At 68.2% G+C, this 23,744-nt stretch carries 25 protein-coding genes; 12 read left to right on the forward strand and 13 right to left on the reverse strand.

Features of this window, described 5'->3' with window-relative positions; all coding sequences use genetic code 11:
• Positions 1 to 34: 34 nt before the first annotated feature.
• Complete coding sequence (locus IG98_RS0139670) at positions 35 to 1,822, reverse strand: protein kinase domain-containing protein (RefSeq protein ID WP_037972530.1); 1,788 nt, start codon at positions 1,820 to 1,822, stop codon at positions 35 to 37.
• A 371-nt stretch (positions 1,823 to 2,193) separates the two neighbouring features.
• Complete coding sequence (gene bsaP / locus IG98_RS52880) at positions 2,194 to 2,376, reverse strand: biotin synthase auxiliary protein BsaP (RefSeq protein WP_211264308.1); 183 nt, start codon at positions 2,374 to 2,376, stop codon at positions 2,194 to 2,196.
• A 25-nt stretch (positions 2,377 to 2,401) separates the two neighbouring features.
• On the opposite strand from bsaP, the gene IG98_RS0139675 reads away from it, so the two are divergent.
• Positions 2,402 to 2,806, forward strand: a complete 405-nt coding sequence (locus IG98_RS0139675) for a thioesterase family protein (protein WP_084195988.1) — start codon at positions 2,402 to 2,404, stop codon at positions 2,804 to 2,806.
• On the opposite strand, the gene IG98_RS0139680 is transcribed toward IG98_RS0139675, so the two are convergent.
• The 6 genes from IG98_RS0139680 to IG98_RS0139705 form a co-directional block, all read right to left on the reverse strand.
• Positions 2,796 to 3,008, reverse strand: coding sequence for a biotin/lipoyl-binding carrier protein (locus tag IG98_RS0139680; protein WP_157594786.1), 213 nt, complete (start codon positions 3,006 to 3,008; stop codon positions 2,796 to 2,798). The two genes, IG98_RS0139675 and IG98_RS0139680, sit on opposite strands and share 11 nt — an antisense overlap.
• A gap of 160 nt (positions 3,009 to 3,168) precedes the next feature.
• Positions 3,169 to 4,449 (reverse strand): HD-GYP domain-containing protein, encoded by a 1,281-nt coding sequence (locus IG98_RS0139685; protein WP_030924870.1) that lies wholly within the window; start codon positions 4,447 to 4,449, stop codon positions 3,169 to 3,171.
• A complete protein-coding gene (locus IG98_RS0139690) occupies positions 4,446 to 5,792 on the reverse strand; it encodes an HD-GYP domain-containing protein (RefSeq protein WP_030924873.1) in 1,347 nt (448 codons plus the stop codon). The genes IG98_RS0139685 and IG98_RS0139690 overlap by 4 nt, the downstream gene beginning before the upstream one ends.
• A 514-nt stretch (positions 5,793 to 6,306) precedes the next feature.
• On the reverse strand, positions 6,307 to 7,251 hold the full coding sequence (locus tag IG98_RS0139695; protein WP_030924875.1) for an NAD-dependent epimerase/dehydratase family protein: 945 nt from the start codon (positions 7,249 to 7,251) through the stop codon (positions 6,307 to 6,309).
• 200 nt (positions 7,252 to 7,451) lie between these two features.
• Positions 7,452 to 7,718, reverse strand: coding sequence for a mycothiol system anti-sigma-R factor (gene rsrA / locus IG98_RS0139700; RefSeq protein ID WP_030924877.1), 267 nt, complete (start codon positions 7,716 to 7,718; stop codon positions 7,452 to 7,454).
• Between the two features lie 64 nt (positions 7,719 to 7,782).
• Positions 7,783 to 8,388, reverse strand: a complete 606-nt coding sequence (locus tag IG98_RS0139705) for a sigma-70 family RNA polymerase sigma factor (protein ID WP_030924879.1) — start codon at positions 8,386 to 8,388, stop codon at positions 7,783 to 7,785.
• A gap of 286 nt (positions 8,389 to 8,674) precedes the next feature.
• On the opposite strand from IG98_RS0139705, the gene IG98_RS0139710 reads away from it, so the two are divergent.
• Positions 8,675 to 9,415: a class I SAM-dependent methyltransferase gene (locus IG98_RS0139710; protein WP_030924881.1), complete on the forward strand. Its 741-nt coding sequence runs from the start codon at positions 8,675 to 8,677 to the stop codon at positions 9,413 to 9,415.
• A 407-nt stretch (positions 9,416 to 9,822) separates the two neighbouring features.
• On the opposite strand, the gene IG98_RS0139715 is transcribed toward IG98_RS0139710, so the two are convergent.
• Together IG98_RS0139715 and IG98_RS0139720 are read right to left on the reverse strand one after the other, a co-directional pair.
• Positions 9,823 to 10,155: a TraR/DksA family transcriptional regulator gene (locus IG98_RS0139715; RefSeq protein ID WP_030924883.1), complete on the reverse strand. Its 333-nt coding sequence runs from the start codon at positions 10,153 to 10,155 to the stop codon at positions 9,823 to 9,825.
• Positions 10,156 to 10,356: 201 nt separating this feature from the next.
• Complete coding sequence (locus IG98_RS0139720) at positions 10,357 to 11,088, reverse strand: SOS response-associated peptidase (protein WP_030924886.1); 732 nt, start codon at positions 11,086 to 11,088, stop codon at positions 10,357 to 10,359.
• Between the two features lie 267 nt (positions 11,089 to 11,355).
• On the opposite strand from IG98_RS0139720, the gene aroA reads away from it, so the two are divergent.
• From aroA to IG98_RS0139760, 8 genes are all read left to right on the forward strand, one after another.
• Positions 11,356 to 12,633: a 3-phosphoshikimate 1-carboxyvinyltransferase gene (gene aroA / locus IG98_RS0139725; RefSeq protein WP_030924888.1), complete on the forward strand. Its 1,278-nt coding sequence runs from the start codon at positions 11,356 to 11,358 to the stop codon at positions 12,631 to 12,633.
• 83 nt (positions 12,634 to 12,716) lie between these two features.
• Positions 12,717 to 13,769 (forward strand): ribosome small subunit-dependent GTPase A, encoded by a 1,053-nt coding sequence (rsgA, locus tag IG98_RS0139730; RefSeq protein ID WP_030924889.1) that lies wholly within the window; start codon positions 12,717 to 12,719, stop codon positions 13,767 to 13,769.
• Positions 13,770 to 14,164: 395 nt separating this feature from the next.
• Positions 14,165 to 14,968 carry a histidinol-phosphatase gene (gene hisN / locus IG98_RS0139735; RefSeq protein WP_030924891.1) on the forward strand — a complete coding sequence of 268 codons (804 nt, stop codon included), beginning with the start codon at positions 14,165 to 14,167 and terminating at the stop codon, positions 14,966 to 14,968.
• Between the two features lie 380 nt (positions 14,969 to 15,348).
• Entirely contained in the window at positions 15,349 to 16,347 is a 999-nt protein-coding gene (locus IG98_RS0139740; RefSeq protein WP_037972533.1) for a PstS family phosphate ABC transporter substrate-binding protein, read from the forward strand.
• Positions 16,347 to 17,288 carry a phosphate ABC transporter permease subunit PstC gene (gene pstC, locus IG98_RS0139745; RefSeq protein ID WP_030924897.1) on the forward strand — a complete coding sequence of 314 codons (942 nt, stop codon included), beginning with the start codon at positions 16,347 to 16,349 and terminating at the stop codon, positions 17,286 to 17,288. Before IG98_RS0139740 ends, pstC begins: the two co-directional genes overlap by 1 nt.
• Positions 17,288 to 18,178 (forward strand): phosphate ABC transporter permease PstA, encoded by an 891-nt coding sequence (pstA, locus tag IG98_RS0139750; RefSeq protein WP_030924898.1) that lies wholly within the window; start codon positions 17,288 to 17,290, stop codon positions 18,176 to 18,178. Before pstC ends, pstA begins: the two co-directional genes overlap by 1 nt.
• A gap of 29 nt (positions 18,179 to 18,207) precedes the next feature.
• Entirely contained in the window at positions 18,208 to 19,035 is an 828-nt protein-coding gene (gene pstB, locus IG98_RS0139755; RefSeq protein ID WP_051753529.1) for a phosphate ABC transporter ATP-binding protein PstB, read from the forward strand.
• Between the two features lie 19 nt (positions 19,036 to 19,054).
• Complete coding sequence (locus IG98_RS0139760; protein WP_051753526.1) at positions 19,055 to 19,774, forward strand: response regulator transcription factor; 720 nt, start codon at positions 19,055 to 19,057, stop codon at positions 19,772 to 19,774.
• 14 nt (positions 19,775 to 19,788) lie between these two features.
• On the opposite strand, the gene IG98_RS0139765 is transcribed toward IG98_RS0139760, so the two are convergent.
• On the reverse strand, positions 19,789 to 20,790 hold the full coding sequence (locus IG98_RS0139765) for a serine hydrolase (RefSeq protein ID WP_245651910.1): 1,002 nt from the start codon (positions 20,788 to 20,790) through the stop codon (positions 19,789 to 19,791).
• Between the two features lie 128 nt (positions 20,791 to 20,918).
• On the reverse strand, positions 20,919 to 21,812 hold the full coding sequence (locus tag IG98_RS0139770) for a phenylalanine 4-monooxygenase (protein WP_030924903.1): 894 nt from the start codon (positions 21,810 to 21,812) through the stop codon (positions 20,919 to 20,921).
• 131 nt (positions 21,813 to 21,943) lie between these two features.
• On the opposite strand from IG98_RS0139770, the gene IG98_RS0139775 reads away from it, so the two are divergent.
• On the forward strand, positions 21,944 to 22,411 hold the full coding sequence (locus IG98_RS0139775; protein ID WP_030924904.1) for an Lrp/AsnC family transcriptional regulator: 468 nt from the start codon (positions 21,944 to 21,946) through the stop codon (positions 22,409 to 22,411).
• Between the two features lie 74 nt (positions 22,412 to 22,485).
• On the opposite strand, the gene IG98_RS0139780 is transcribed toward IG98_RS0139775, so the two are convergent.
• The gene (locus IG98_RS0139780) at positions 22,486 to 23,079 is read right to left on the reverse strand and encodes a TetR/AcrR family transcriptional regulator (protein WP_051753528.1); all 594 of its coding nucleotides are present in this window, start codon (positions 23,077 to 23,079) and stop codon (positions 22,486 to 22,488) included.
• A 118-nt stretch (positions 23,080 to 23,197) separates the two neighbouring features.
• Here IG98_RS0139780 and IG98_RS0139785 point away from each other — a divergent pair, with 118 nt between their 5' ends.
• The gene (locus tag IG98_RS0139785; protein WP_030924909.1) at positions 23,198 to 23,647 is read left to right on the forward strand and encodes a nuclear transport factor 2 family protein; all 450 of its coding nucleotides are present in this window, start codon (positions 23,198 to 23,200) and stop codon (positions 23,645 to 23,647) included.
• Positions 23,648 to 23,744: the final 97 nt, after the last annotated feature.

The raw sequence follows: 23,744 nt of genomic DNA on the forward strand, positions 1-23,744 counted from the left end.
TTGACCGGTTAGCCACCCGAGGAGGGACGCCCGGTCAGGTAGCGGCTGTGGGGGTCGCGGTGGGGGTCGGTGGGCACTTCTCACTGATCACCACGATCTCCACCGGCTTGCGGGAGTCCCACATGACATCCGGCGCGGGGTCCTGCTGGACCACTTTCAAGCACTGTGAGTGATCGACGTCGGCGCTCTCGCTGACCTTCGCCTTCAGACCCGCCGCCTTGAGCTGTGCCACGGCCGCCGTTGGCGTCAGACCCACGACGTTCGGCACCTTCCTCTTCTGCACCGGCGTCAGTGTGGGGGTCGGTGTGGGCGTCGGGGTGGGCGTCGGGGTGGGCGTCGGCGTGGGGGTGGGGGTCGGGGTCGAGGTCGGGGCGGAGGGCTCCGTCGATGGCGGACAGCCATCATCGGCCACCACGATCTCCACCGGCTTTCTTGGATCCCACAGGACCCGGGCGGCAGGATCCTGCTGAACGACCTTCGCGCACTCCGAGCCGCCCGTGTCGGCGTTCCCGAAAATCGTCGCCTTCAGACCCGCTTTCCTCAGGTAGGCTCTGGCCGCCTCCGGCGTCAGGCCCGTCACGTTGGGCACCCGCCGCTTCGATGGCGGCCTCGCGGTGGGCGCCAGCGATTCGGTCACGCTGGGCGTCGACTGGGTGTTCATGTTCTCTTGCGGCACCTCGGAGGCCGCCAGCCCGTTGATCGCCACCGCGACAAGACCAACGCATATCACGCCCGCCGTGGCGGACATGGCCACCAGTCCGCCCTTACCTCGCGGCTTCTTCACGGCACGGGAACCACGCCTACCGGGGATGGCCTCGGTGGCCTGCGCAGACCCCGGAGCCACAAGCGGCTCGGCCCCCTGCCAGTCACCCGTCTGCCCATGCCCTGGCTGAGGTGTGGCGGAGCCCTGCCAGCCCGTCTGAGGTCCGGCGGATGCCTGTTCCTGCCAGCCGGTCTCGACCGGTGACTGCTGCGGACCCGCCTCGGCGTCCTGCGAGAGGATCGACTGCCTCGCGGCGGCGCTCATGGCCATGGCGCTGGGGAAGCGCCGGGCCGGATCCTTGGCGAGGGAGCGCTCCACAAGCGCCCGGATCGCGGGCGGGACGTCCGGCGGCAGCGGCGGCGGCGTCTCACGGATGTGCTTGAGCGCGATGGTGACCGGCGTGTCACCGTCGAACGGGCGCTGCCCGGCCAGGCACTCGTACGCCACCACGCCCAGCGCGTAGATGTCCACCGCGGGCGTGACAGGTGCGCCCTCCGCCTGCTCCGGCGCGCAGTAGGCGGCGGTGCCGAGCACCATGCCCGCGTCGGTGAGCCGGCTGGCGGTGTCGGATCTGGCGATGCCGAAGTCGGTGAGCACCAGGGTGCCGTCCGAGCGCACCAGCAGGTTGCCCGGCTTGATGTCCCGGTGGACGATGCCCTGGTCGTGGACCGCCTGCAGCGCCGAGGCCGCCTGGGCGATGAGGTCCATCGCGGCGCCGGGGGCGATGCGTCGCAGCCGCCCGAGCAGGCGGTCGAGCGGCTCGCCGTCGACGAACTTCATCACCAGGTACGCCGTAGCCCCCGCGCCGGGCACCTCGTGAACCCCGTAGTCGTACACGTCGACGACCCCGGGGTGGTTGATCGTCGCCATCGCCCTGGCCTCGCCCTGGAAGCGAACCAGAAAGCCCGGATCGTCGGTACGGCCCGGAAGCAGCACCTTGACGGCGACGGTGCGGGCCAGGACCATGTCCTCGCCCTTCCACACCTCGCCCATACCACCGGCGCCGATGCGGGTATCCAGGCGATACCGCCCCGCCAGCGTCGTGCCTTGGGCCACCATTACTCCCCCGTAACCCTCTCCACTCCTACGCCAGGGCTCTCCAACAAAGCGGATTCGCATCGCGGCACCATCACGGCCCTGTAACGAAACCCTGCATGCCGTATGGCTCGCAAACAAGACGCGTGCCGTAGCATCGCACAAACCCCGGCAATTTTGGGCGTACTTGTACACCTTGCAGGCCCTTGCGCCCGGGGCAACTCGGGTGTCATACCCGAAACAGCCGACCCGGGTACCGCAACGGCAACCCACAGCACATCAGCAAAGTCCGTAAAACCCTACAAGACTACGCAGATAAGGCGTAAGCCGGGGTGAAAGCGGCCCATATCCACCGAACCATATTCGGGTGAAAAGCCGACACACAGCGCCCACCGTCAGCCGCTTGTCACACCGTGCTCGGCGCAGCGCGCGGACCAGCCCCCGGGGGTCACCTGCACCACCATCCGGCGGCGACAGCGGGCACAGTAACGGGGCGGCTCCATCACGCGCGCGGCCCGGCACCCGGCGTGGTCGGCCTCGCCCTCCGGGCGGCCGCAGTGGTCGCAGTACGGGGTCACGGGACCAGAGCCTATGCTGGCGCGCATGGCACTCGCTCCCGGTCTGCAGGCACGGCTTCTCACCATGGTGGAGGGGGGGGACACCGCGGCGAAGGTCGGCAGCGGAGACGTCCCCGTGCTGGCCACCCCCCGCGTGCTGGCTCTCGCGGAACAGGCGACCCTCCAGGCGGTCGCGGGAGCTCTGGCCCCTGGCCAGACCTCCGTTGGCACCCGGGTCTCTCTGGAGCACCTGGCGGCCAGCCCGGTCGGCACGCACATCGAGGTCGCCGTCGAACTCACCGAGGTCGACGGCCGCCGCCTGGTCTTCGGCTTCACCGCCCGCGATCGGCAGGCCGTCGTCGCGAGCGGAACCATCGAGCGCGTCGTCGTCGACCGCGAACGCTTCCTCGCGCGCCTCACCCCCGGGGGCGAGGGCGGAACTACTCGATGACGGCGATCAGGTCGCCCTCCTGGATGACGTCGCCCTCGGCGACCTGCAACTTGGCGATCACGCCGTCGTCCTCGGTGAGGACCGGGATCTCCATCTTCATCGACTCAAGAATGAGCAGGGTGTCGCCGTCCTCGACGGTGTCCCCCTCGGCCACCAGAACCTTCCAGACGTTCGCCACCATCTCAGCGCGGATCTCAGCCACCGGAAACTCCCATCGTTCAACGTTCTTCAACTTTGCCAGACAGAGCTGATCACGCTCGCATGCGAGACACCAGTCCTGTGCCGGACTTTCCGTCGACGAACTCCGTGCCTTTACCGCGGCTCCCGGCAGAGCCGCAGTCGGCGTTCGGCTGCGGGAAAGCCTAAAGCCGATGGATCGGGGCCAGCCTGTCGATCACTCTGGCCATCGCCTCGACGACCGTCGGATCGTACTCCTTGCCCGCGCCGAGACGGAGGCGCTCCAGCGCGGCGCCTGCCCGATCGCGGTCACTGGAGCCGCCCACCAGATCGTCGTAGGCGTTGGCCGCCTTGATGATGCGGCTGGCCATGGGCGGCGTCTCGGCGCAGGTGTCACACTGACGGCGGACGATCTCGGCCACCCGGTCCAGCACCCCGGTCTGCTTGATCACCTCCGCGCCCAGCTCGGCGATGCGCCGCGCCTGCTCGGGGTCGGTGAGGACCGTGGCCCCGCCGGGAATCGGGTCGCGCAGCGACAGTTGACCGATGTCGTGCATGAGCGCGGCGTATTCGAGCTCCAGTAGCTCGGGCTCTGCCGTGCCGAGCTCTCGCCCGACCGCCACCGCCAGGCGGCTCACCCGGCGGGAGTGTCCCGGCTCGACATAGCCGCCGACCTCGGTGACCCGCGACAGCGCTCGTACGGTTTGCAGATAGGTGGCCCTGATCCCGGCATACTTGCGGAAGGCGACCTGGGTGACCAGCAGCGGCGCCGCGAAGACCAGCAGCGCGGCCATGTCCATGCTGTGCGAGGCGAGCGCGAGCAGGATTCCCGAGGCCGCGACGGCGACCCCCAGCGGCGCTGCCATCCACAGCTCGTCGTGAACGGCCACCTTGAAGGCGGCACGCACCTGCTCGGCCCGGAGCGCGGCGGCCAGCAACACGTCGGTCACCACCATGAGCAGGATGAACAGGGCCATCACTCCGAGCGCGGGCCACCAGCCGCTCTCATCTCCTCTGGCCAGGTCGAACAGCGGGCCTGCCAGCGGCCGGTAGGCCAGCGCGAGCAGGGCACCGGTGAGCAGCCTGCGCGCCATCGCGTCCAGGCGGGGTGGGCGGCCCACCGCGAGGTGCGGCAGCGCCCCGGCGACCATGCCGACCGAGAGCACCGCGACGACCTGGAGCGCCGAGTGCCGGGCGGGAACACCGCCCATGTCCAGCAGGAGCGTGTAACCGAGCGCGGCCGCCGCGCCGATCGGCGCCACCTCCCTGTTGCCGGGCATGGTCAGCCTGGCCAGTTCCCCCACCGCGATCAACGCCCCGAAGGCGACTGCGATCTGGGGATCGAGCAACCCTGTCGCGGCCGTGTGGGCCACCCCGGCCACCGCCAGCAGGCCCGCCGCGCAGATCAGCAGCAGCTGGCCCGAGTCGAGCGCCTGGAAAGCCCGGTTGGCGCCGGAGCCGTTCATCGCTCGGACACCACCTGAATGGGCATGGTCGGGTCGTCGTGGTCCTTCGTGGTGGTCTCCACCGCGTCGGCCGGGGGCGTGCCGACGGTGCGCGGCGGCTCCCAGCCGTCACGGTCGACCGCCTTGATGAACGCCACGACCATCACCGGGTCGAACTGGGTGCCGGCGTTCTTGCGCAGCTCGGTCATGGCCACCTCATGCGAGCGGGCGTTGCGGTAGGAACGGTCCGAGGTCATCGAGTCGAAGGCGTCGGCCACCGCGATGATCCTGGCGAACTCCGGGATCTCATCCCCCGCCAGCCCCATCGGGTAGCCCTTGCCGTCCTGCCGCTCGTGATGGTGCATGATCCCGGCGAACGCCTCGTCCAGGAAGTCGATGCCGCGCACGATCTCCAGCCCGCGCATCGGATGGAGCTGGATGGCCGCGAACTCCTCCTCGCTGAGCGGGCCGTCCTTCTGCAGCACCTTGGTCGGCACGCCCAGCTTGCCCACGTCGTGGAGCATCCCGGCGTAGCGGATCGCGCGCAACCGCTCGGACCTCATACCGATCTCCTCGGCGATCATTCCCGCGGCCAGGGAGACGCGGGTGCAGTGGCCGCGTGTGTAGTAGTCCTTGGTCTCCACCGCCTGGCAGAGCGCGGCGATCGTGGCGTCGTAGGAGCGCTGCTGCGCGAGGTACTGACCGAAGGCCCAGCGTGCCACGAAGAGCGGGAGCAGCACGAGCACCGCGGAGATCGAGTTGACCGTGGCCCACAATCCCGCGATCAGCAGGCCGAAAGTGGCGTAACCGAAGTAGGAGACCATGAACTGGGCCACGCCCCGCAGCGGCACCTGGTGGGTCTGACCCGTGAACGCCAGCACGAACGCGATCAGGACGAAGTTGAGGGGCACGAACACGGCCGCCGCGCCCGCGAACGGCACGATGATCTCGTCGAATCCGGCGATGGTGGGCACCTCGGCCCTGCCACCGAGCGCCACGTAGACCCGGCCCGCGACGTAGCCGCAGATGGCGAACTGGGCGCTGTTGAACAGCCGCTTCACCAACGGCAGGCCGGGCCGCACGCTGAACATGGCCGTCATGCCGACCAGCGCCGCCCCCTCGGGGCCGAGCAGCACCACCGCGGCGAGCACGGCGGAGAAGCTGACCGACACCGCCGCCTGCCTGACGTTCAGCAGGGTGGGCACCGATTCGCACACCAGGAACAGCAGAGCAAGCACCATGAGGTTGGACCAGTCAAGCCGATCCAGACGACCGTCCGCCGCCACGCTGTATCCGAGCAGCACGAAGGCGGCTCCGATAACAAGGATCAGATAGACCTTGGCAAACCACGGCAGTCCACGCAAAGCGGCCACCCTAGGGCTCCAAAGGGCGCGCGTTCAGGTCCAGGAGATCCCGGGATGGGCCGGGCCGACCGTTTCCTTCAACATGCGCTGCCTCCACGTCGATTTCGCACTCAGGCTACAGAAGCGAGCCAGATCAGGAGGGCGGGACGACCAATCGCAAGCAAAGCGTAATCAGTCAATCACGGACTGCTGGCGACGCTACGCGTCGCGGCTCGGCCACCTGTATACGGCGACACTGCGCGTCGTGGTGAGACCGCTCTTGTCCGGCTCCTTCCCTCGTCGACCGGGGCCGCTCGTACCTCACGAGCTGCCGGCGACGCTGACGCGTCGCGGTGAGACCGCTCTTACCCGGCTCCTTCCCTCGTCGACCGGGGCCGCTCGTACCTCACGACCCCGCTCTCCTCAGTCCAGTCCCCGGCGCGGCCTTACGGGAAGTCCCTCAGGGGAAGGGCTGGGGCACATCCCAGGGGTGCTTCTTGGGGCGGTTCCTGTGGCTAGGGGGCGCTTGGTGGGATTACGGGGTCGCGAGCCTGGTCCTCGCCCAGTCGACCGTGGCTTTCAGACCCGTGGCCAGGTCCGTCCGGGGACGCCAGCCGAGCCCGTCGAAGGCGGGAGCCGGATCGACGGCCATGGCCGGGAGGTCTCCCAGGCGGGTCGGGGCCGCCTCCGGCTCGTCGACGGCCCCCGCCGCCGCGGCGACCAGCGAGTGCAGCCTGCGGTCGGTGGTCTCGACTCCGGTGCCCAGGTTGAAGCGGCCGCCACCGCCCTCGGTGCCACAGGCGCGGGCGAAGCCGTCGACCACGTCGTCGACGAAGATGTAGTCGCGGGTCTGGGTGCCGTCGCCGTACACCACCGTGGGGGTGCCGTTGAGCAACGCGTCCGTGAAGATGGCGACCACCCCCGCCTCGCCGTCCGGCGACTGGCGCGGGCCGTAGACGTTGGAGAGCACCAGCGTGGTGTAGTCGATGCCGTGGAGCGCCTTGAACGTGGCCAGGTAGGTCTCCGCGCTGAGCTTGGAGGCCGCGTACGGAGAGCGCGGGTCGGTCGCCGCGCCGCCGGAGACCGGGATGACCGCCGGCCTGCCGTAGACCGCGACCGAGGAGGCGAAGACGACCTTGCGGGTGCCCCCGTGGTGGGCGGCCGTCAGGACCGACACGGTGCCCTCGACGTTGAGTCTGGCGTCGTGTACCGGGTCGGCCACGCTCTTGCGCACGCTGATCTGCGCGGCGAGGTGGCAGACGACCTCGGGTCTCCACTCGGCCGCCAGGCCGATCAGGGCCGGGTCCCGGATGTCCATCACGTGCAGGGCGAACAGGGGGCTCTCCGCGGCGCGGACCAGGTTGCCGCGGTCGCCACCGGACAGGTCGTCCACCACGGCGACCTCGTGCCCGTCGGCCAGCAACCGGTCAACGAGGGTGGATCCGATGAACCCCGCCCCACCGGTCACGAGTATGCGCATGAGCAACCCCCATCGTCGTGTGACTCCTCCGCTCCACGAGGGGAGTGGCTTCTCGGTTCCCTCAGCCGAGGGAACCGACGGCCAGGCCATGACCGTTTCGAACCCAGGAACCATAACAGGGAAGCGGTTCACCTGCCGGATGAACCCGGCGGCCAGTCGGCACACGCGATGACCACGACCGTACGGAAGCTCCGGAGAGGTCAGTGGGCGAGTTCGGAGCGTACCTGGTCAATCCGGCTGAGCACCTTGGCCCGCAGGTCTTCCGAGACCTGATCGCACCCGCAGTGCTTGGCGACGAGTTGCTTGACGACCTGCTCCAGGCCGTACTCCTCCAGGCAGGGGTGGCACTCGTCCAGGTGCTGGCGGATGTCCGCGCAGTTGCGCTCGTCGAGCTCGCCGTCCAGGTAGGTGTAGACCTTGTCCAGGACCTCACGACAGTCGGTGTCGTGGTGCTCGCCACAGCTCATGCGATCACCTCACCCAGGGGTGTCAAGGCCGCCGGGGCGGAATCGCCGTTCCTGTCTCGCTCGCTCACTTCGCACCTTCCGCGGGAACCAGGCCACGCTCGCGGGCGTAGTCCTCAAGTTGGGTCCGCAGCTGGCGACGGCCCCGGTGCAGCCGCGACATCACGGTCCCGATGGGGGTCCCCATGATGTCCGCGATCTCCTTGTACGGGAAGCCCTCGACGTCGGCGAGATAGACCGCGATGCGGAACTCCTCGGGAAGCGCGGCCAGCGCTCGCTTCACGTCGGTGTCCGGGAGGTGCTCCAGCGCCTCGACCTCCGCCGACTTCAACCCCGCCGAGGTGTGCGACTCGGCCCTGGCCAGCTGCCAGTCCTCAATCTCCTCGGCGCCCGACTGCTTGGGCTCCCGCTGCTTCTTGCGGTAACTGTTGATGAAGGTGTTGGTCAGAATTCGGTAAAGCCACGCTTTGAGGTTCGTGCCTTGCTGGAACTGGTGAAAGGACGCGAACGCCTTGGCGAAGGTCTCCTGAAGAAGGTCCTCGGCGTCCGCGGGGTTCCGGGTCATCCGAAGCGCGGCGGAGTAGAGCTGGTCGAGATAGGGCATGACATCCCGCTCGAACCGTGTGCTCCGCTGCTCCAGAGTCTCCTCGTCTGTCGCAGGGACCGGACCCACCCCCTTAAGATCGCCGGAGTCCTGCTGACGCGGGACACCGTACTGAGCGGAGAATACCCGCTCACCGGGGATGGCCCGATCACCGGGGCGGGTGACGGGTTCGATCAAGGCGAGCATCTGCTTGCCAACCTCCGAAAGGATCGTGCGTTGTCCGCTTGCAACACGCTCGTCCAGTCATCTGTTCCCGCAAGATAGAAGGTGACGAACGACCCGGTACGGGGAAAAGAAGATACGTACCGGTAGGTAATCAAAGACCACCGGATCCTCCCGACGCCAGGAGCTGCTTGTGCTGCCCATCCCGGCCGAAGAGCTGAACGGCTCAGGTGCGCTCGGGCCGTACTGGACCTTTTATCACGCGGTCGTGGCCGAGCAACTGAGTCGATGGCTGCCGGAAACCCCCTCCACCGTCCTCGACATGTCCTGCGGCAACGGCCGCTGGGCCGTCCAGGCGGCGAAGGCGGGACACCGGGTGATCGAAATGGTCGACTTCCGCCGGCCCGCGGACGATCAGCCGCTGCACGACATCTCCAGGGTCAGCCAGGTACGCGCCGACGACCTGCGCTTCCTGCCCGACTGCAGCGTGGACGCCGTACTCGCCGAGGAACGGGCGATGTCCGTGGAGCTCATGGCCGAGTCCGCGATCGACGATGTCGCCAGGGTTCTGCGTCCCGGCGGCCGGACACTGGTCTGCGTCGACTCCCTGGTACTGGGGATGGCGATCCTCGCCGAGCAGAACTACTGGGCCCACCTGCGCCAGACCGGCGAGGTCATGCTCGTTCCCTGGCCCGACGGCAGCATCACCCGCTGCTTCAGCAGCGCCCAGCTCCGCGAGCTGCTCACCGAGGCGGGCCTGGAGGTCGAGTGGGTACGGCCCCGCACGGTGCTGTCCCCTTCGACCGTCGACCATGTGCTCGCCTCCGACTCCCGGGCGCTCACCTGGCTGGTCAACACCGAACTGGACACCCACCCCGACGACGACGACACGGTGGGCATCCACCTGGTCGCCAGCGCGCGCCGACCTGTTTGATTGCGACGCTAACGCGTCGCGGTTCGGGCGTACCCATGGCGACGCTAACGCGTCGCGGTTCGGGCGTACCCATGGCGACGCTAACGCGTCGCGGTGAGGCCGCTCTTACCCGGCTCCTTCCCTCGTCGAGGGAGGTCGCTCGTACCTCGCAACCTCCCTCTCCTCAGTCCAGTCGCCGGCGCGGCCTCACGGGTAGTCCCCCAAAGGGAGGAGTGAGGCACGTCCCCGGGGTGCTTCTTGGGGTGGGAGAACGCGCCCCTTCTCCTCAGTCCAGTCGCCGGCGCGGCCTCACGGGTAGTCCCTCAAGGACAGAGCACGAGGCACGTCCTCAGGGGATTCTTGAGGCGGGTGGACGGTGCGTCCCTTCGGGAGGGATCACGGACACGTCCCCAGGAACTTCTCGGGAGTCAGCGTCGGCGTTCGCGTTTGGACTGGCACTGGAGGCAGCGGGCGGCTTCGGGGCGTGCCTCCAGCCTGCCCTCCGGGACGGGCGCGGCGCAGTCCGCACAGAGTCCGTAGCACCCCTCGTCCATCCGCCTGAGCGCCTCGATCACCGAACCCCGGTGCCGGGTGGCCCCCTCCAGCAGTGCCCGGTTGCGGTCGGAGTCGGTCAGCTCGGAACCGGCGTCCGCCGGGGAGCGGTCCCCCGCGGCGGGTGAATCTCCGCGAAGGACTCCGATGGAACGGTCAAGTTCGGCGAGCATGTTCTTCAGGCGCTCGCGCGCGGTCGCGACATCCACGAATCCGCACCTCCGGAAAGCGGGGGCGGCCTGGGAGGGGGTCCCCGACTCTCCCGTCAGGCGCAAGGGGTGAGTTCTGGCGACGGTGATCTCGCCCACTTGTCGCGAGTCACCGCTTTCCTCAGCGGATGCCCACTTGGCGAAAGTTTTACACCGGATCGACCGGCGTTTTCAGAAGAGCGGCCGACGGCCGCCCTCCCCCTACCGCAGCGGCTCGACGAGCTCGGGGCTGTTGTTACGCACCGAGTTGACCGCGGTGGAGACCGGATAGACCTCCAGCCCGGTGGAGCCCGCGGGGATCAGAAACTCCCGCGCGTCGGTCACTCCCGGGTCGAGCCACTCACCCCACCGGTCGCGCTCGATCAGCATCGGCATCCGATCGTGTACCGCACCGGCCTCGTCCACGGCGTCGGTCGTGATGATCGTGCAAGTCACCAGCCAGGAGAGCGGGTCGTCTTCGGTCCGGCCCCGGTCCCGCCAGAACTCGTACAGCCCCGCCATGGCCAGCACGCCGCCGTCGGCGGGGCGGACGAAGTAGGGCTGCTTCTTCGGTCTGCCCTTGGCGTCCTTCTCATCGAGCACGACCCACTCGAAATAGCCGTCGGCGGGCAACAGGCACCTGCGCTCCGCGAACGCCTTGCGGTAGGCGGGTTTCTCCGCCACCGTCTCCACCCGCGCGTTGATCATCTTTGAGCCGATGGAAGGGTCCTTGGCCCAGGCCGGGACCAGTCCCCAGCGGACCACGCGGAGCTGCCGGACCGGTCGGCCGTCCGGATCGGACTTCGGCACCCGGCTCATCACCGCGTACACCGGTTTCGTGGGCGCGACGTTGTAGTCGGGCCTGAGTTCGTCGTCGGCCGCGCCGTCAAGCTCGACCTGGAACTCCTCCAGCAACTCGTGCTTGCCCCGCGTAGACGCGTATCTCCCGCACATATCCCCACTCTGCCACGCCACGGCACACCGGAAACTCCCCAGAGAAGCACCAAGATCTCTCCTCACGGACGCCCCGTTCTCCCACCCCGAGAATCGCCCCGGGGACGTGCCCCATGCCCTCCCCTTGGGGACTCCCCGTGAGGCCGCGCCGGCGACTGGACTGAGGAACGAAGGAGCGAAGCGGATGAGCGACGAGGGAAGGAGCCGGATCCCAGCGGCCGAACCGCGACGCGCAGCGTCGCCATATACACAGCTAGGCTTTTAGCCATGTCCGCTCCGCTGTGGCCCGCGCCGACCGCGACCGAACCCGTCCGCGCGACCGTTCCCCTGCCCGGGTCGAAGTCCGTGACCAACCGCGCACTGCTGCTCGCCGCGCTGGCCGAGGGACCCGGCACGGTACGGCTGGCGCTGCGCAGCCGCGACGCCGATCTGATGGCGGACGCGCTGCGGGCACTGGGCGCGACGATGACCCCCTCCAACGAGAGCGCCTCAAGCGTCGACTGGGCGATCATGCCCGGCCCCGTCATCAGCGGCGCCCACATCGACGTGGGGCTGGCGGGCACGGTCATGCGCTTCGTACCGCCCATGGCGGCACTGGCCAGGGGCGAGGTGTTCTTCGACGGCGACCCGCACGCGCGTAAGCGCCCGATGGGCCCGATCCTGCGCGCGCTGCGCGCCCTCGGCGCCGAGGTGACCGGCGACGCACTGCCTTTCACCGTCAGGGGGCCGCTGACCGGCGGCGAGGTCAGGCTCGACGCGTCGGGCTCCTCTCAGTTCCTCTCCGGCCTGCTGCTGACCGCCGCGCGCTTCGAGAAGGGCGTGACGGTACGCCACGACGGCCCGCCGATTCCCTCGCAGCCGCACATCCAGATGACCGTTCAGATGCTGCGCGAGTTCGGCGTCGTGGTGGACGACTCCGAGCCGGACGTCTGGCGGGTCGAACCCGGCCCTATCGAGGCGAGGGACTTCACGGTCGAGCCCGACCTGTCCAACGCGGCGCCTTTCCTGTCCGCCGCCATGGTGACAGGCGGCACGGTCACCATTCCCGACTGGCCCGTACGGACGACCCAGCCTGGTGACCAGTTGCGCACGCTGCTGGCCGACATGGGTGCCTCGGTGGAGTACACGGCCGAAGGGCTGGCGGTCACCGGTACCGGGCGAATCACCGGAATCGAGGCGGACCTGCGCGACGTGGCCGAGTTGACCCCGACGATCGCCGCGCTGGCCGCTCTCGCCGACTCCCCCAGCAGGATCAGCGGTGTCGCCCACATCCGCGGGCACGAGACCGACCGGCTGGCCGCTCTGGTCGCGGAGATCAACGGTCTCGGCGGCGACGCGAACGAGACCGAGGACGGCCTGGAGATTCGGCCCCGACCGCTCACCGGCGGCGTGTTCCACTCCTACGCCGACCACCGGATGGCCACCGCCGGAGCGGTCATCGGTCTGGCCGTGCCCGGCGTCGAGGTGGATGACATCGCCACCACGGGTAAGACCCTCCCCGAGTTCACCTCGATGTGGGCGAACATGCTGCGCGGCGCGCGGTGAGGGGCGACCGGCCGGCAGGCCCAGGAGGCGCCCGGTAGTCATGGCCCTTCGCGGGGCGCACCGGGCCGGACAAGGCGGAGAAACTGAGAAAGCGCGAGTACGACGAGGAAGACGTCAGGGTCAGGCCGGGAAAGGGATCCCGGCCCCGGACCCGGATCCGTCCTGCCCATGAGAACGCGGTCCCGGCGTTCGTGGTCGCCGTCGACCGCGGGCGCTACACGTGCCTGGTCGAGTCGGAGGGCGAGCGGGGGCGCCGCCGCAAGCGGGACCAGGCGGAGGGCGCCGCGATGAGCGGCCGGGTCGTGGTCGCGATGAAGGCACGCGAGCTGGGCCGCAAGGGGATCGTGGTCGGCGACCGGGTGGCCCTGGTGGGCGACGTCTCCGGGATGACCGACACGTTGGCCCGCGTCGTGCGGGTGGAGCCCCGCGTCTCCATGCTCCGCCGCTCCGCGGACGACACCGACAACACCGACGGCATCGAGCGCCCCGTGGTCGCCAACGCCGACCAACTCGTCATCGTGACGGCCCTGGCCGATCCGCCGCCCCGGCCCCGCATGATCGATCGGATGCTGGTCGCGGCCTTCGACGCCGACATCGAGCCGCTGCTCTGCCTCACCAAGTCCGATCTCGCCTCGCCCGACGAGTTGGTCTCGCTGTACGCCCCCCTCGGCGTGCCGTACGTGGTGGTCTCCAAGGGCGGCGACCTGGTGGAGGTGCGGGAGCGCCTCAAGAGCCGGATCAGCGTGCTCGTCGGCCATTCCGGGGTGGGTAAGTCAACCCTGGTCAACGCCCTGGTACCGGACGCCAACCGAGCCGTCTCACACGTGAACGCGGTGACCGGCCGGGGCCGTCACACCTCCACCTCCGCCGTCGCCCTCGAACTGCCGGAGAGTGGCTGGATCATCGACACCCCCGGGGTGCGCAGCTTCGGTCTGGCCCACGTCTCGGTGGAGACGGTCCTGGCGGGCTTTCCCGACCTGATCGAGGGCACCATCCAATGCCCGAAGGGCTGCAATCACCTCTCGGAGGAGTGCGCCCTGGACGCCTGGGTAGCCGCCGGCCACGCCGACCAGGTCCGCCTGACCTCCCTACGCCGCCTCCTCGCCAGCCGCGAAGGCGCCTCCGACGACGACTAACCCCAAGGAACACCACGAGCACGCCCCTCGTGCCCTTTCCTTGGGGGACTCCCCGTGAGACCGCACGACTGAACCGAGGAGAAGGACACTCCGCTCTCCCGCCCCAAGAATCACCCCGGGGACATGCCCCATGCCTCCCCTCTGGGGGACTCCCCGTGAGGCCGCGCCGGCGACTGGACTGAGGAGAGCGGGGTCGCGAGGAACGAGCGACCCCGGTTGACGAGGGAAGGAGCCGGGTAAGAGCGGCCTCACCGCGACGCGCCAGCGTCGCCATAGGCAGGCCCGAACCGCGACGCGCCAGCGTCGCCATCAACACAGCAGGAACGCGACACGATTGTCCCCCCTTGCGCCCCACTCTCCTCAATTCGGTCACCAACGCGATAGCGTTGGCATCCGTGACGGGTTATAACGACGATCTTCGCCTCGCGCACGTCATGGCCGACGCGGCCGATGATCTGACCATGCGTCGGTTCAAGGCCCTGGATCTGCGGGTGGAGAACAAGCCTGACCTCACACCGGTGAGCGATGCCGACCAGGCGACCGAGCAGGCGATTCGTGCGACCCTTGGCCGGGCCCGGCCTCGCGACACCATCATCGGCGAGGAGTTCGGCAAGAGCGGCTACGGCGAGCGCTCGTGGATCATCGACCCGATCGACGGCACCAAGAACTACGTGCGCGGAGTGCCCGTCTGGGCCACGCTCATCGCCCTGGTGGACCAGGGCCGCGTCGTCGTGGGCCTGGTCTCGGCCCCCGCGCTCGGCCGCCGCTGGTGGGCCGCCCGCGACGGTGGCGCCTGGACCGGCAAGAGCCTCACCAAGGCCACACGCTGTCAGGTCTCCTCCGTCGCCTACCTGGAGGACGCGTCGTTCTCCTACTCCAGCCTCGGCGGCTGGGAGGAGGCCGGGAAGCTCGACGCGTTCCTCGACCTGAACCGTTCCGTCTGGCGCAGCCGCGCCTACGGTGACTTCTGGTCACACATGATGGTCGCCGAGGGTGCGGTCGATGTGTCGGCGGAGCCCGAACTCTCCCCATGGGACATCGCGGCGCTGACCGTGATCATCGAGGAGGCGGGCGGCATCTGGACCGACCTGTCGGGTGTCCCAGACATCGACGGCGGCAGCCTGCTGTGCAGCAACGGCCCCCTGCACACCAAGGTCCTTGAGCGCCTCGGCAGCGGGCCGCTCACCTTCCCCGTCTAGTCCCTCTTCCGGGCGCCGTACGGCCGTCCGCTCCTCCACACACGCCCGAGTACTCGCCATATCCGTTCACCTTCCCTGGGATGTCGGGAGGGTGAACAGATCACCAGACCCGCGAGGACCGAGGCCGGGGGCGATGGCGATGGCGAGCCGACGGCCCCCCTGTCCACCAGGTCATATTTCCGCCAAAACTATCTAAGGCGCACCCCAAAGGCCCTACGCAGCTGCAAGCCAGGACGAAAATCCTGCCAAAGCCCAGGTATTCACATCCGTGGGTTCACCTCTTCCGGTACCGGTCACGGCTCGTTTCACTTCCGTTCACTTTGCCCCAGTTTCATCGAAGACATCGAGAACGGATCTCACTACGGAGAAGGAACATAACCGTGACCAGTGGACAGCGCCGCCTCAGCGCGGTGGCGACGGCCGCGCTCGTCGTTTCGCTCGCGGCCGCATGCGGTGGCGACGCCAAGCCCGGCAGTGACGGAAGCACCTCGTCCGCCGCCCCCGCCACCGAGGCGGGCGCGACTCTGAGCGGCGAAGTCAAGATTGACGGTTCCAGCACCGTGGCTCCCCTCACCCAGGCCGCCTCCGAACTCTTCGGCGAGGAGCAGCCGCAGGTGAAGGTACCGGTCGGCACCTCGGGCACCGGCGGCGGCTTTGAGAAGTTCTGCGCCGGCGAGACCGACATCTCGAACGCCTCCCGCGCCATCAAGGACGAGGAGAAGGCGGCCTGCGAGGCGAAGGGCATCACGTTCACCGAGCTCACGGTGGCGACCGATGCGCTGACCGTCGTGGTTCCCAAGGAGAACGACTGGGCCACCTGCCTCACCACCGACCAGCTCAAGAAGATCTGGGAGCCGGCGGCCGAGGGCAAGATCAAGACCTGGAAGGACGTCGACGCCAAGTTCCCCGCCGAGGCGCTGAAGCTCTACGGCCCCGGCACCGACTCCGGCACCTTCGACTACTTCACCGACGAGATCAACGGTGAGGAGGGGGCCAGCCGCAAGGACTACAGCCCGAGCGAGAACGACAACGACATCGTCACCGGTGTCTCGGGCGCCAAGGGCGGTCTGGGCTACTTCGGCTTCACCTACTTCGAGGAGAACATCGACAAGCTGAAGGCCTTGGAGATCGACTCGGGCAGCGGTTGCGTGGCCCCGAGCGTCGAGGCGGCCCAGGGCGGCAAGTACACCCCGCTCTCCCGCCCGCTGTTCATCTACCCCTCCACCGCCGCGGTGAAGCGGCCCGAGGTCGCGGCCTTCCTCGACTACTACGCGTCCAACATCAACGCGATCGCCAAAGATGCCAAGTTCGTCCCGCTGAATGCCGAGCAGGAGGCCAAGCTCAAGGCTGACATCACGTCACTGAAGAGCGCCGGCTGATGTCGGCACAGCACCGCACGACCGTTCCAGGGACCAGGGGGTCCCTGGCGCGGTCGCGCCCGCGTTATGGCGAGTTCGTGGTCAAGGCCGTTCTCCTGACCGCCGCCATGGTGTCGGTGGCGACCACGATCGGCATCGTCATCGCCCTCCTCGAACCGACCGTCGAGTTCTTCGCCGCGGTGAGCATCGGCGAGTTCTTCGGGTCCACCGACTGGGGACCGCTGTTCAACCCGCCGGCGTTCGGTGTCTGGCCGCTCATCGTCGCGACCGTGGAGATCACCCTCATCGCCGTCGTGGTCGCCGTGCCGCTCGGCCTGGCCGCGGCGATCTACCTGTCGGAGTACGCCTCCCACAGGACTCGCAAGATCTTCAAGCCGGTACTGGAGGTTCTCGCGGGCGTTCCGACGGTGGTCTTCGGCTTCTTCGCCCTCACCTTCGTCACACCGCTGTTCAGGAATCTCTTCCCCTTCCTGGACCTGGAGGCCAAGAACGCACTCGCCGCCGGTCTCCTGGTCGGCGTGATGATCATCCCGATCGTCGCGTCGCTGTCGGAGGACTCGATGGCCGCGGTGCCGAACGGCCTGCGCGAGGGCTCGTACGCCCTCGGCGCCTCCAAGATGCTCACCTCGGTGCGTGTCGTCGTCCCCGCCGCGTTCTCCGGCATCGTCGCCGCCATCATCCTGGCGATCTCCCGGGCCGCGGGCGAGACGATGATCGTCGCGATCGCGGGCGGCTTCAAGTCCGTCTTCACGCTCTACCCGGGCAATGAGATGTCCACGATGGCGGCCTTCATCGCCCAGGCCGGCTCCGGCGACGCCTCGGTCGGCTCGATCGCCTACAAGACCATCTTCGCGGTGGGTTCCCTGCTTTTCGTGATCACCTTCGCGATGAACTATCTCAGCGCCCGCATGGTCCAGAAGTATCGCGAGGTCTACGACTGATGGCCATCCTCTCCACCCCGCGTTCGGCCGTGCAACTGGCGAGCAAGGGACGTCCGCTCAAGGAGCACCTCTTCCGCATCGCGCTGATGGCCAGTCTCGCGATCGCTCTGGCGTTCCTGGCCATGCTGCTGCTCTACGTCGTCGAGAAGGGGTGGCCGCGGCTCAACTCGATGCTCTGGGAGAACCAGCCCTCGATCCGCCGCCCGGAGACCTCGGGCATCCAGTCGGGCATCCTGGGCACTTTGTGGATCATCGCGTTGACCGCGGTCATGGCCCTGCCCACCGGGATCCTCGCGGCGATCTACCTTGAGGAGTACGCCGACAGGACCAAGTGGTACAACAAGCTGATCGAGTTGAACATCTCCAACCTGGCGGCCGTTCCCTCGATCGTCTACGGCATCCTCGGCCTGGGCATCATCGCCCGCTGGCTGCAGTTCGGCTTCACGGTCATGACCGGCGCGGTCACCATCTCGCTGCTCGTGCTGCCCATCGTCATCATCTCCGCGCGTGAGGCCATCCGCGCGGTGCCCCCGTCCATTCGCGAGGGCTCACTGGCACTGGGCGCGACCCAGTGGCAGACCATCTACCGCCAGGTGCTCCCGGCGTCGATCCCCGGCATCGCGACGGGCTCGATCCTGGCCCTCTCCCGTGCGATCGGCGAGGCGGCCCCGTTCCTGATGCTCGGTGCCGCGACGCTGGTCCGGTTCAATCCCGAGGGTGTCTGGAGCAGTTTCACCGTCCTGCCGTTGCAGATCTACAGCTTCATCAGCCGGCCCCAGGAGGAGTTCAGCATCCTCGCCTCCGCGGCGATCGTGATCCTGCTGGCGATCCTGCTCCTGATGAACTCGGTCGCCATCTGGCTCCGTAACCGCTACCAGAAGCGCTGGTGAGGTAAGAAATGTCCGAGATTGGAATTTCCGTGCCGAATGTGAACGTGCGCGGCCCCGAAGTCCCCCGTACCATCGAGGCCCTCGACCCGGTCTTCACCGTCTCCAACCTCAGCGTTTTCTACGGTGACTACGAGGCGGTGCGCGGGGTCGACATGACCATCGGCAACCGTGAGATCACGGCCATGATCGGCCCGTCCGGCTGCGGCAAGAGCACGGTGCTCCGCTGCTTCAACCGGATGAACGACCTGATCCCCGGCGCCCGCGCGGTCGGCGAGATCCTCTACCACGATGAGAACCTGTACGGCGACCACGTGGACCCGATCGAGGTCCGCCGCCGGATCGGCATGGTCTTTCAGAAGCCGAACCCCTTCCCCAAGTCGATCTACGACAACATCGCCTACGGTCCCCGGGTCAACGGGATCAAGGGCAACATGGACGAGATCGTCGAGGAGGCGCTGACCAAGGCGGCGCTCTGGGACGAGGTCAAGGACAAGATCAAGCAGAACGCGCTCTCCCTGTCCGGCGGGCAGCAGCAGCGCCTGTGCATCGCCAGGGCGATCGCGGTGAAGCCCGACGTCATCCTGATGGACGAGCCCTGCTCGGCCCTGGACCCGATCGCGACCACCAAGATCGAAGATCTGATGCAGGAGCTGACGCGCGACTACACGATCGTCATCGTCACCCACAACATGCAGCAGGCCGCCCGTGTCTCCGACCGTACCGCCTTCTTCACCGCCGAGGTCGACGGAGCCGGCGTGCGGCACGGCCGCCTGGTGGAGTTCGACGAGACCAGCCGCATCTTCACCAACCCCAGCGACAAGCGGACCGAGGATTACATCACCGGTCGCTTCGGCTGACCCATATTGGAGGATCCGGGTGCTCCAGCCGCAGACGGCACCAGAGGTGGAAGGGGACAGACGGACGGCACCCACACTGCTGGTGGCCGATCCGGAAGCGGCCATGGTCCATGACCTGTCCGCGGCCCTGGAACGCGAAGGGGTGCGGGTCACGGGCGTCACCGATGGTGCCCAGGCTCTCCTGCAGGCCGGGGCGCTGCGGCCCGACGTCGTTCTCGTCAGCGCCTCGCTGCCGGTCCTGGGGGCTGTGGAGTTCGTCCGCGCGGTACGGCTGACGCGGGCGACCCCCGTCCTGCTGGGCGTGGGCGAGGGGCACGCCCAGCAGGCCGTCCAGGCGCTGGCCGCCGGGGCCACCGCGTGCGTGGCCCGCCCCTACCGGGTGCCCGAGCTACTGCCCCTGGTCCACGCCGCGTTCACCGGCGAGCCCGGGGCCCGCATGGTGCTCGTGGTCGGCAAGGTGGAACTCGACGTCAACGCCTACCAGGTCACGGTCGGCGGCCGGATCATCCACCTGCCGTTGCGCGAGTTCGAACTGCTGCACTACCTGATGCGTAACGCGCACCGTACCGTGACGCGAGAGCAGATCATGAGGCATGTCTGGAACTCCACGGACACCGCCTCGACCAACACCATCGCGGTACACGTCAAGCGTCTCCGCGCACGTCTGGGCGACACCGACGACCAGCTGATCCAGACCGTTCGCGGGGTGGGCTACCGGCTGGTCGACAGGACCCCGTAACGGGTACCCGCCGCTCAGTTCGCGTCCGGCTCGCAGCCTTGTTCACCCCTGAAGGCTTCCATGACGCGCGCGGCCACGCCCTCGACCTTGGCGATGCCGGCACTCATGCTCGGGCTGTCCTCTGTGAGGACAGCCACCGCGTAGTCGTGCCCGTGCCCGCGGATCAGTCCGGCGCTGACGACCACCCAGCGCCCGTTCGACGCGTGCCGCAGCCAGCCGTTCTTCAGCGACACCTGGTCGTTCTCGCACGCTCCCGCGCTGATCCCCCACTTCTGGCCGGGGGTCACCCGCTCCATCAGCCCGAGCACCCGCCGGCGTTCCGCGGGAGCCAGCGGGCTCTTACCCGTGGCCAGCGCCCTGACCAGCCGTACCTGGTCCTCGGCCGTGCTCTGCGTGGCGCCCCAACAGTTCGGGGCCGCACACCGCCCGCCGGGGGTGTGGGTGCGCTTGAGGCCGAGCCTGCGGTTCGCACTGGCCAACCCCTGCTCCAGGCCGATCCGCTCGTACAACCGGTCGGCCGCTCCATCGTCACCGAAGCGGATCATGTGCCTCGCGTCGGCCCTGGCCTGATCGCCGAGTTCGCGCCACCGCGTGTCGAGCAGCAGTGCCGTCAGGATGCTCACCTTGGAGATGCTGGCCATCGGCAGTTGGAGAGCACGGTGGTAGCGGTAGCGCCGGCCCGTGGTCAGATCGTGCACCGAGACCGCGGTTCGCCCACCGCCGTACCTGACGAGAAGGCCGTCAAGGGTGTGCGTGAGCTTCCCGGGGAGAATCCTCGGCGAGCCGGCGAGCCCCGTCCGCCCCGGGGTGCCGGGGAAGGTGGGGGCGGGGACCGCTGCCAGGAACGGCGCCGGAGGAGGCGGCACCGACGCCGGTGCCGCCTGCCGCCAGGAAGGAGACGCCGTCGGGGAGGAGATGCTCACCGGCGTCAGGCCCTGGCATGTGCTACAGGCGGTGACCTGCGCGGTGACCAGCAGGACAGCCGCCGCGACCACCCGGTGCCTGGCTCTCATCATCCACCCCAACCGTCTCCCCCATTACGTGACGATCGGGATATATCCCACAACAGGCACTAAGAAGATGATGAAGCGAAATCTAGCCAGAAAGAGAACTTACGCCTTGGAATGTCGCATTGAACCTGCACCTACCCTTGGGAGACCTCGGCGGTTAGCCGGGCGATGCTCTCGTCGTCGCAGGTCGCCCAGAACTCACCGACGACGTCTTCGAGGTGCTTCAGCGACTCGGCCCGGAAAAGAACATCCTGATATTTCGTGATGTCGTAGTGCGTGGTGCCCATGACGGCGACGTCCAGCGGCCGGATGTCCATGCCCCGGAACTCTTCGATCTCCCCGTAGGAGGACAGGATGCCCGCCCCGTACGCCCGCAGCTCACCCTGGTCCGTCATGACGCCGAACTCCATCGTGAACCAGAAGACCTTCGAGACGAACTCCAGCGCTTCGGAACTCTCGACCCTCCGCGCCGCCTCCCCGGCCAGCCGGTAGAGCCGCGAGTAGCGGTCGGAGGCCAGCGCGTTGGCGTGCCCGATCACCTCGTGGATCACGTCGGGCTCCGGCGTGTACAGCGGCGTGGAGTGGTGCCGGATGTACTGCGTGGAGTGGAAGAGCCCATCCTCCAGAACGCCGTAGAAATCTCTGAGCGGCACCAGCCCCGCGGCCGGGATGTAGCGGAACCCGGTCAGCGGCTCCAGCAGATCACTGACCTCCTGTAGCTGCGGGATGCGCTCGGCGGGCAGTCCGAGCCGCTCGGTCGCGGCCAGATACTCGACGGTTGCGTATTTGTGGTGCTTCAGGCTGAGTTCTCGGCTGACCAGCGCCCACACCTCGTGCTCCTGGGCGGTGTACTCGGCCGTCGGGATCGGCGTACCCGGCACGTACCCCACAGCGAGGGCCGCGATCGCGTTGCGGCGCGCACGGTAGACCGGATCGGCGAAACCCGGATGACCGGCACCGAGGTGGACCTCGATCGTGCCGTCGTCACGGGTCGCCACCGGCGCGAAGTACTGCGCTTCTTCGAACATGTATGAAATGACAGCAATTCCTGGAAACATTGACAAGAGCGGCCAGTTTTACTGGGCGATCCGCACAGAACTGTACGGTCATACCGTGCTTACGCTGGTCGAATCGCCCAGTTTGCTGCCATCCTGTTGAGATGTCTATCGACGAGTTGGACGGCCGCCTCCTGGTCACCATGCGCGCCAACCCGCGCATCGGCCTGACCGAGCTGGCCCGCCTGCTCGGCGTGGCCCGGGGCACCGTTCAGGCCCGCGTCGAGAAACTGACCGCCCGCGGCGTCATCGCCGACTTCGGCCCCACGGTCACCCCCGAGGGTGCCGGGTACCCGATCCTGGCGTTCGTCTCACTACAGATCGCCCAGGGCCGCCTGGACGAGGCTGTACGGGCACTGGAGCCTCTTCCCGAGATCCTGGAGGTCTACGGCACCAGTGGCCAGGCCGACCTGCTCTGCCGCGTGGTGGCCCGCAGTACCCCCGACCTCCAGGAGATCATCGCCCGCATCCTGGCCTCCCCCGCCGTCCAGCGGACCGACACCACGATCGCCCTCTCCGTCCAGGTCCCCTACCGGATCGAGCCCCTGCTCCGTGCCGCAGCCGAGACCTGACCCGCGCCCGGTTGCCGGCACCGGTCATTGTCGGCACGGGGCGTTGCAGGCAGCGGTCACTTTGCCGACACAGGTCATCGATGGTCCGCGGACGCCCTGAGGCCGTCGAAGACGATGGCGAGCGTACGACGCTGGAGGTCGCGATCCCACCCCGCGTGGAGTGCCCCCTGGCAGATACCGGTGAGCAGTGCGATCACCTCGTCCAGCCGAACCCCCTCGCGGACCGTGCCGGCTTCCTGAGAACGGATCAGGAGCGTCGCGATCCCCTCGCGCAGCATCTGAACCGAGCTCGCGACCTGGAGATCGATCCCCGTCTCGGCGAGAAGCCCCACGACCGTCCTCTTCTGCGCCGCCTGCTCGACCATGCGGGTGACGAAGGTGAACAGCGCCTCGCCAGATGCGTCGTCGGCCGCGAGAGCGGCCATATCCCGGTCCAACCTGCCGAGGAGGTCCTTCATGATGGCCTGCAGGAGCTCCTGCTTGGTCGGAAAGTGCTTGAAGACCGTACCGATGGCCACTCCGGCACGGGCGGCGACCTCCTCGGTCGACGCCGACGGCCCCTTCTCCGCGAAGACCGTCTCCGCCGCGGCGAGAATCCGCTCCCGGTTACGCCGGGCGTCCGCACGCATCGGCCTGGCACCGCCCGGCGAGGAGTTCGACGACGTCATCCCAGCCCGCCTTCCCCGAGCCGGAACACGAGACACGGCATTGACAAAGTGAGTCTCCACTCATAATCATAAAGGTGAGTTTCCACTCATCTTAACTTCCAACAGGGCGGAAACCATCATGCCCGAAGTCACAGTCGTTCCCGGTCCCCGCGAGATCTTCGAGCGTATGCGGCGGCACTGGCTTGAGAACCCCGGCGGCATCGGGGGCGAGCTGGCCGAGGACGCCGTCATCGAGATTCCCTTCGCCCCTTCCGGCAGGACCCGGCGGTACGAGGGGCGGGAGGCGTTCCTCCACTTCGCCGGCCCCGAACAGGCTGCCTTCGTCCGGGAGTTCCGCTTGGACGAGGTTCGCGAGGTGGTCATCCACGAAACCACCGACCCCGAGGTCATCGTCGTCGAGTACGAGCTCGCCGGCACCGTCATCGCCACCGGCCACCAAGCCGCCTCCGCCTTCATCGGAATTCTTCGGGCGCGGGATGGGAAGATCATTCATTGGCGCGAGTACCAGAACACGCTGGCGATGATCGAGGTGCTCGGACCCATGAACGGAGCAGGGAATCTCCGGTAGACAGGGCCGACGGGGACACGGGTGCCGGAAAACAGGAAGGCCCCACCGCGTGGTGAGGCCCCGGGAACGAAACTCCCCCGGGAAAGCACGAAGGCCC

Source organism: Streptosporangium amethystogenes (assembly GCF_000721075.1).
Lineage (GTDB): Bacteria > Actinomycetota > Actinomycetes > Streptosporangiales > Streptosporangiaceae > Streptosporangium > Streptosporangium amethystogenes.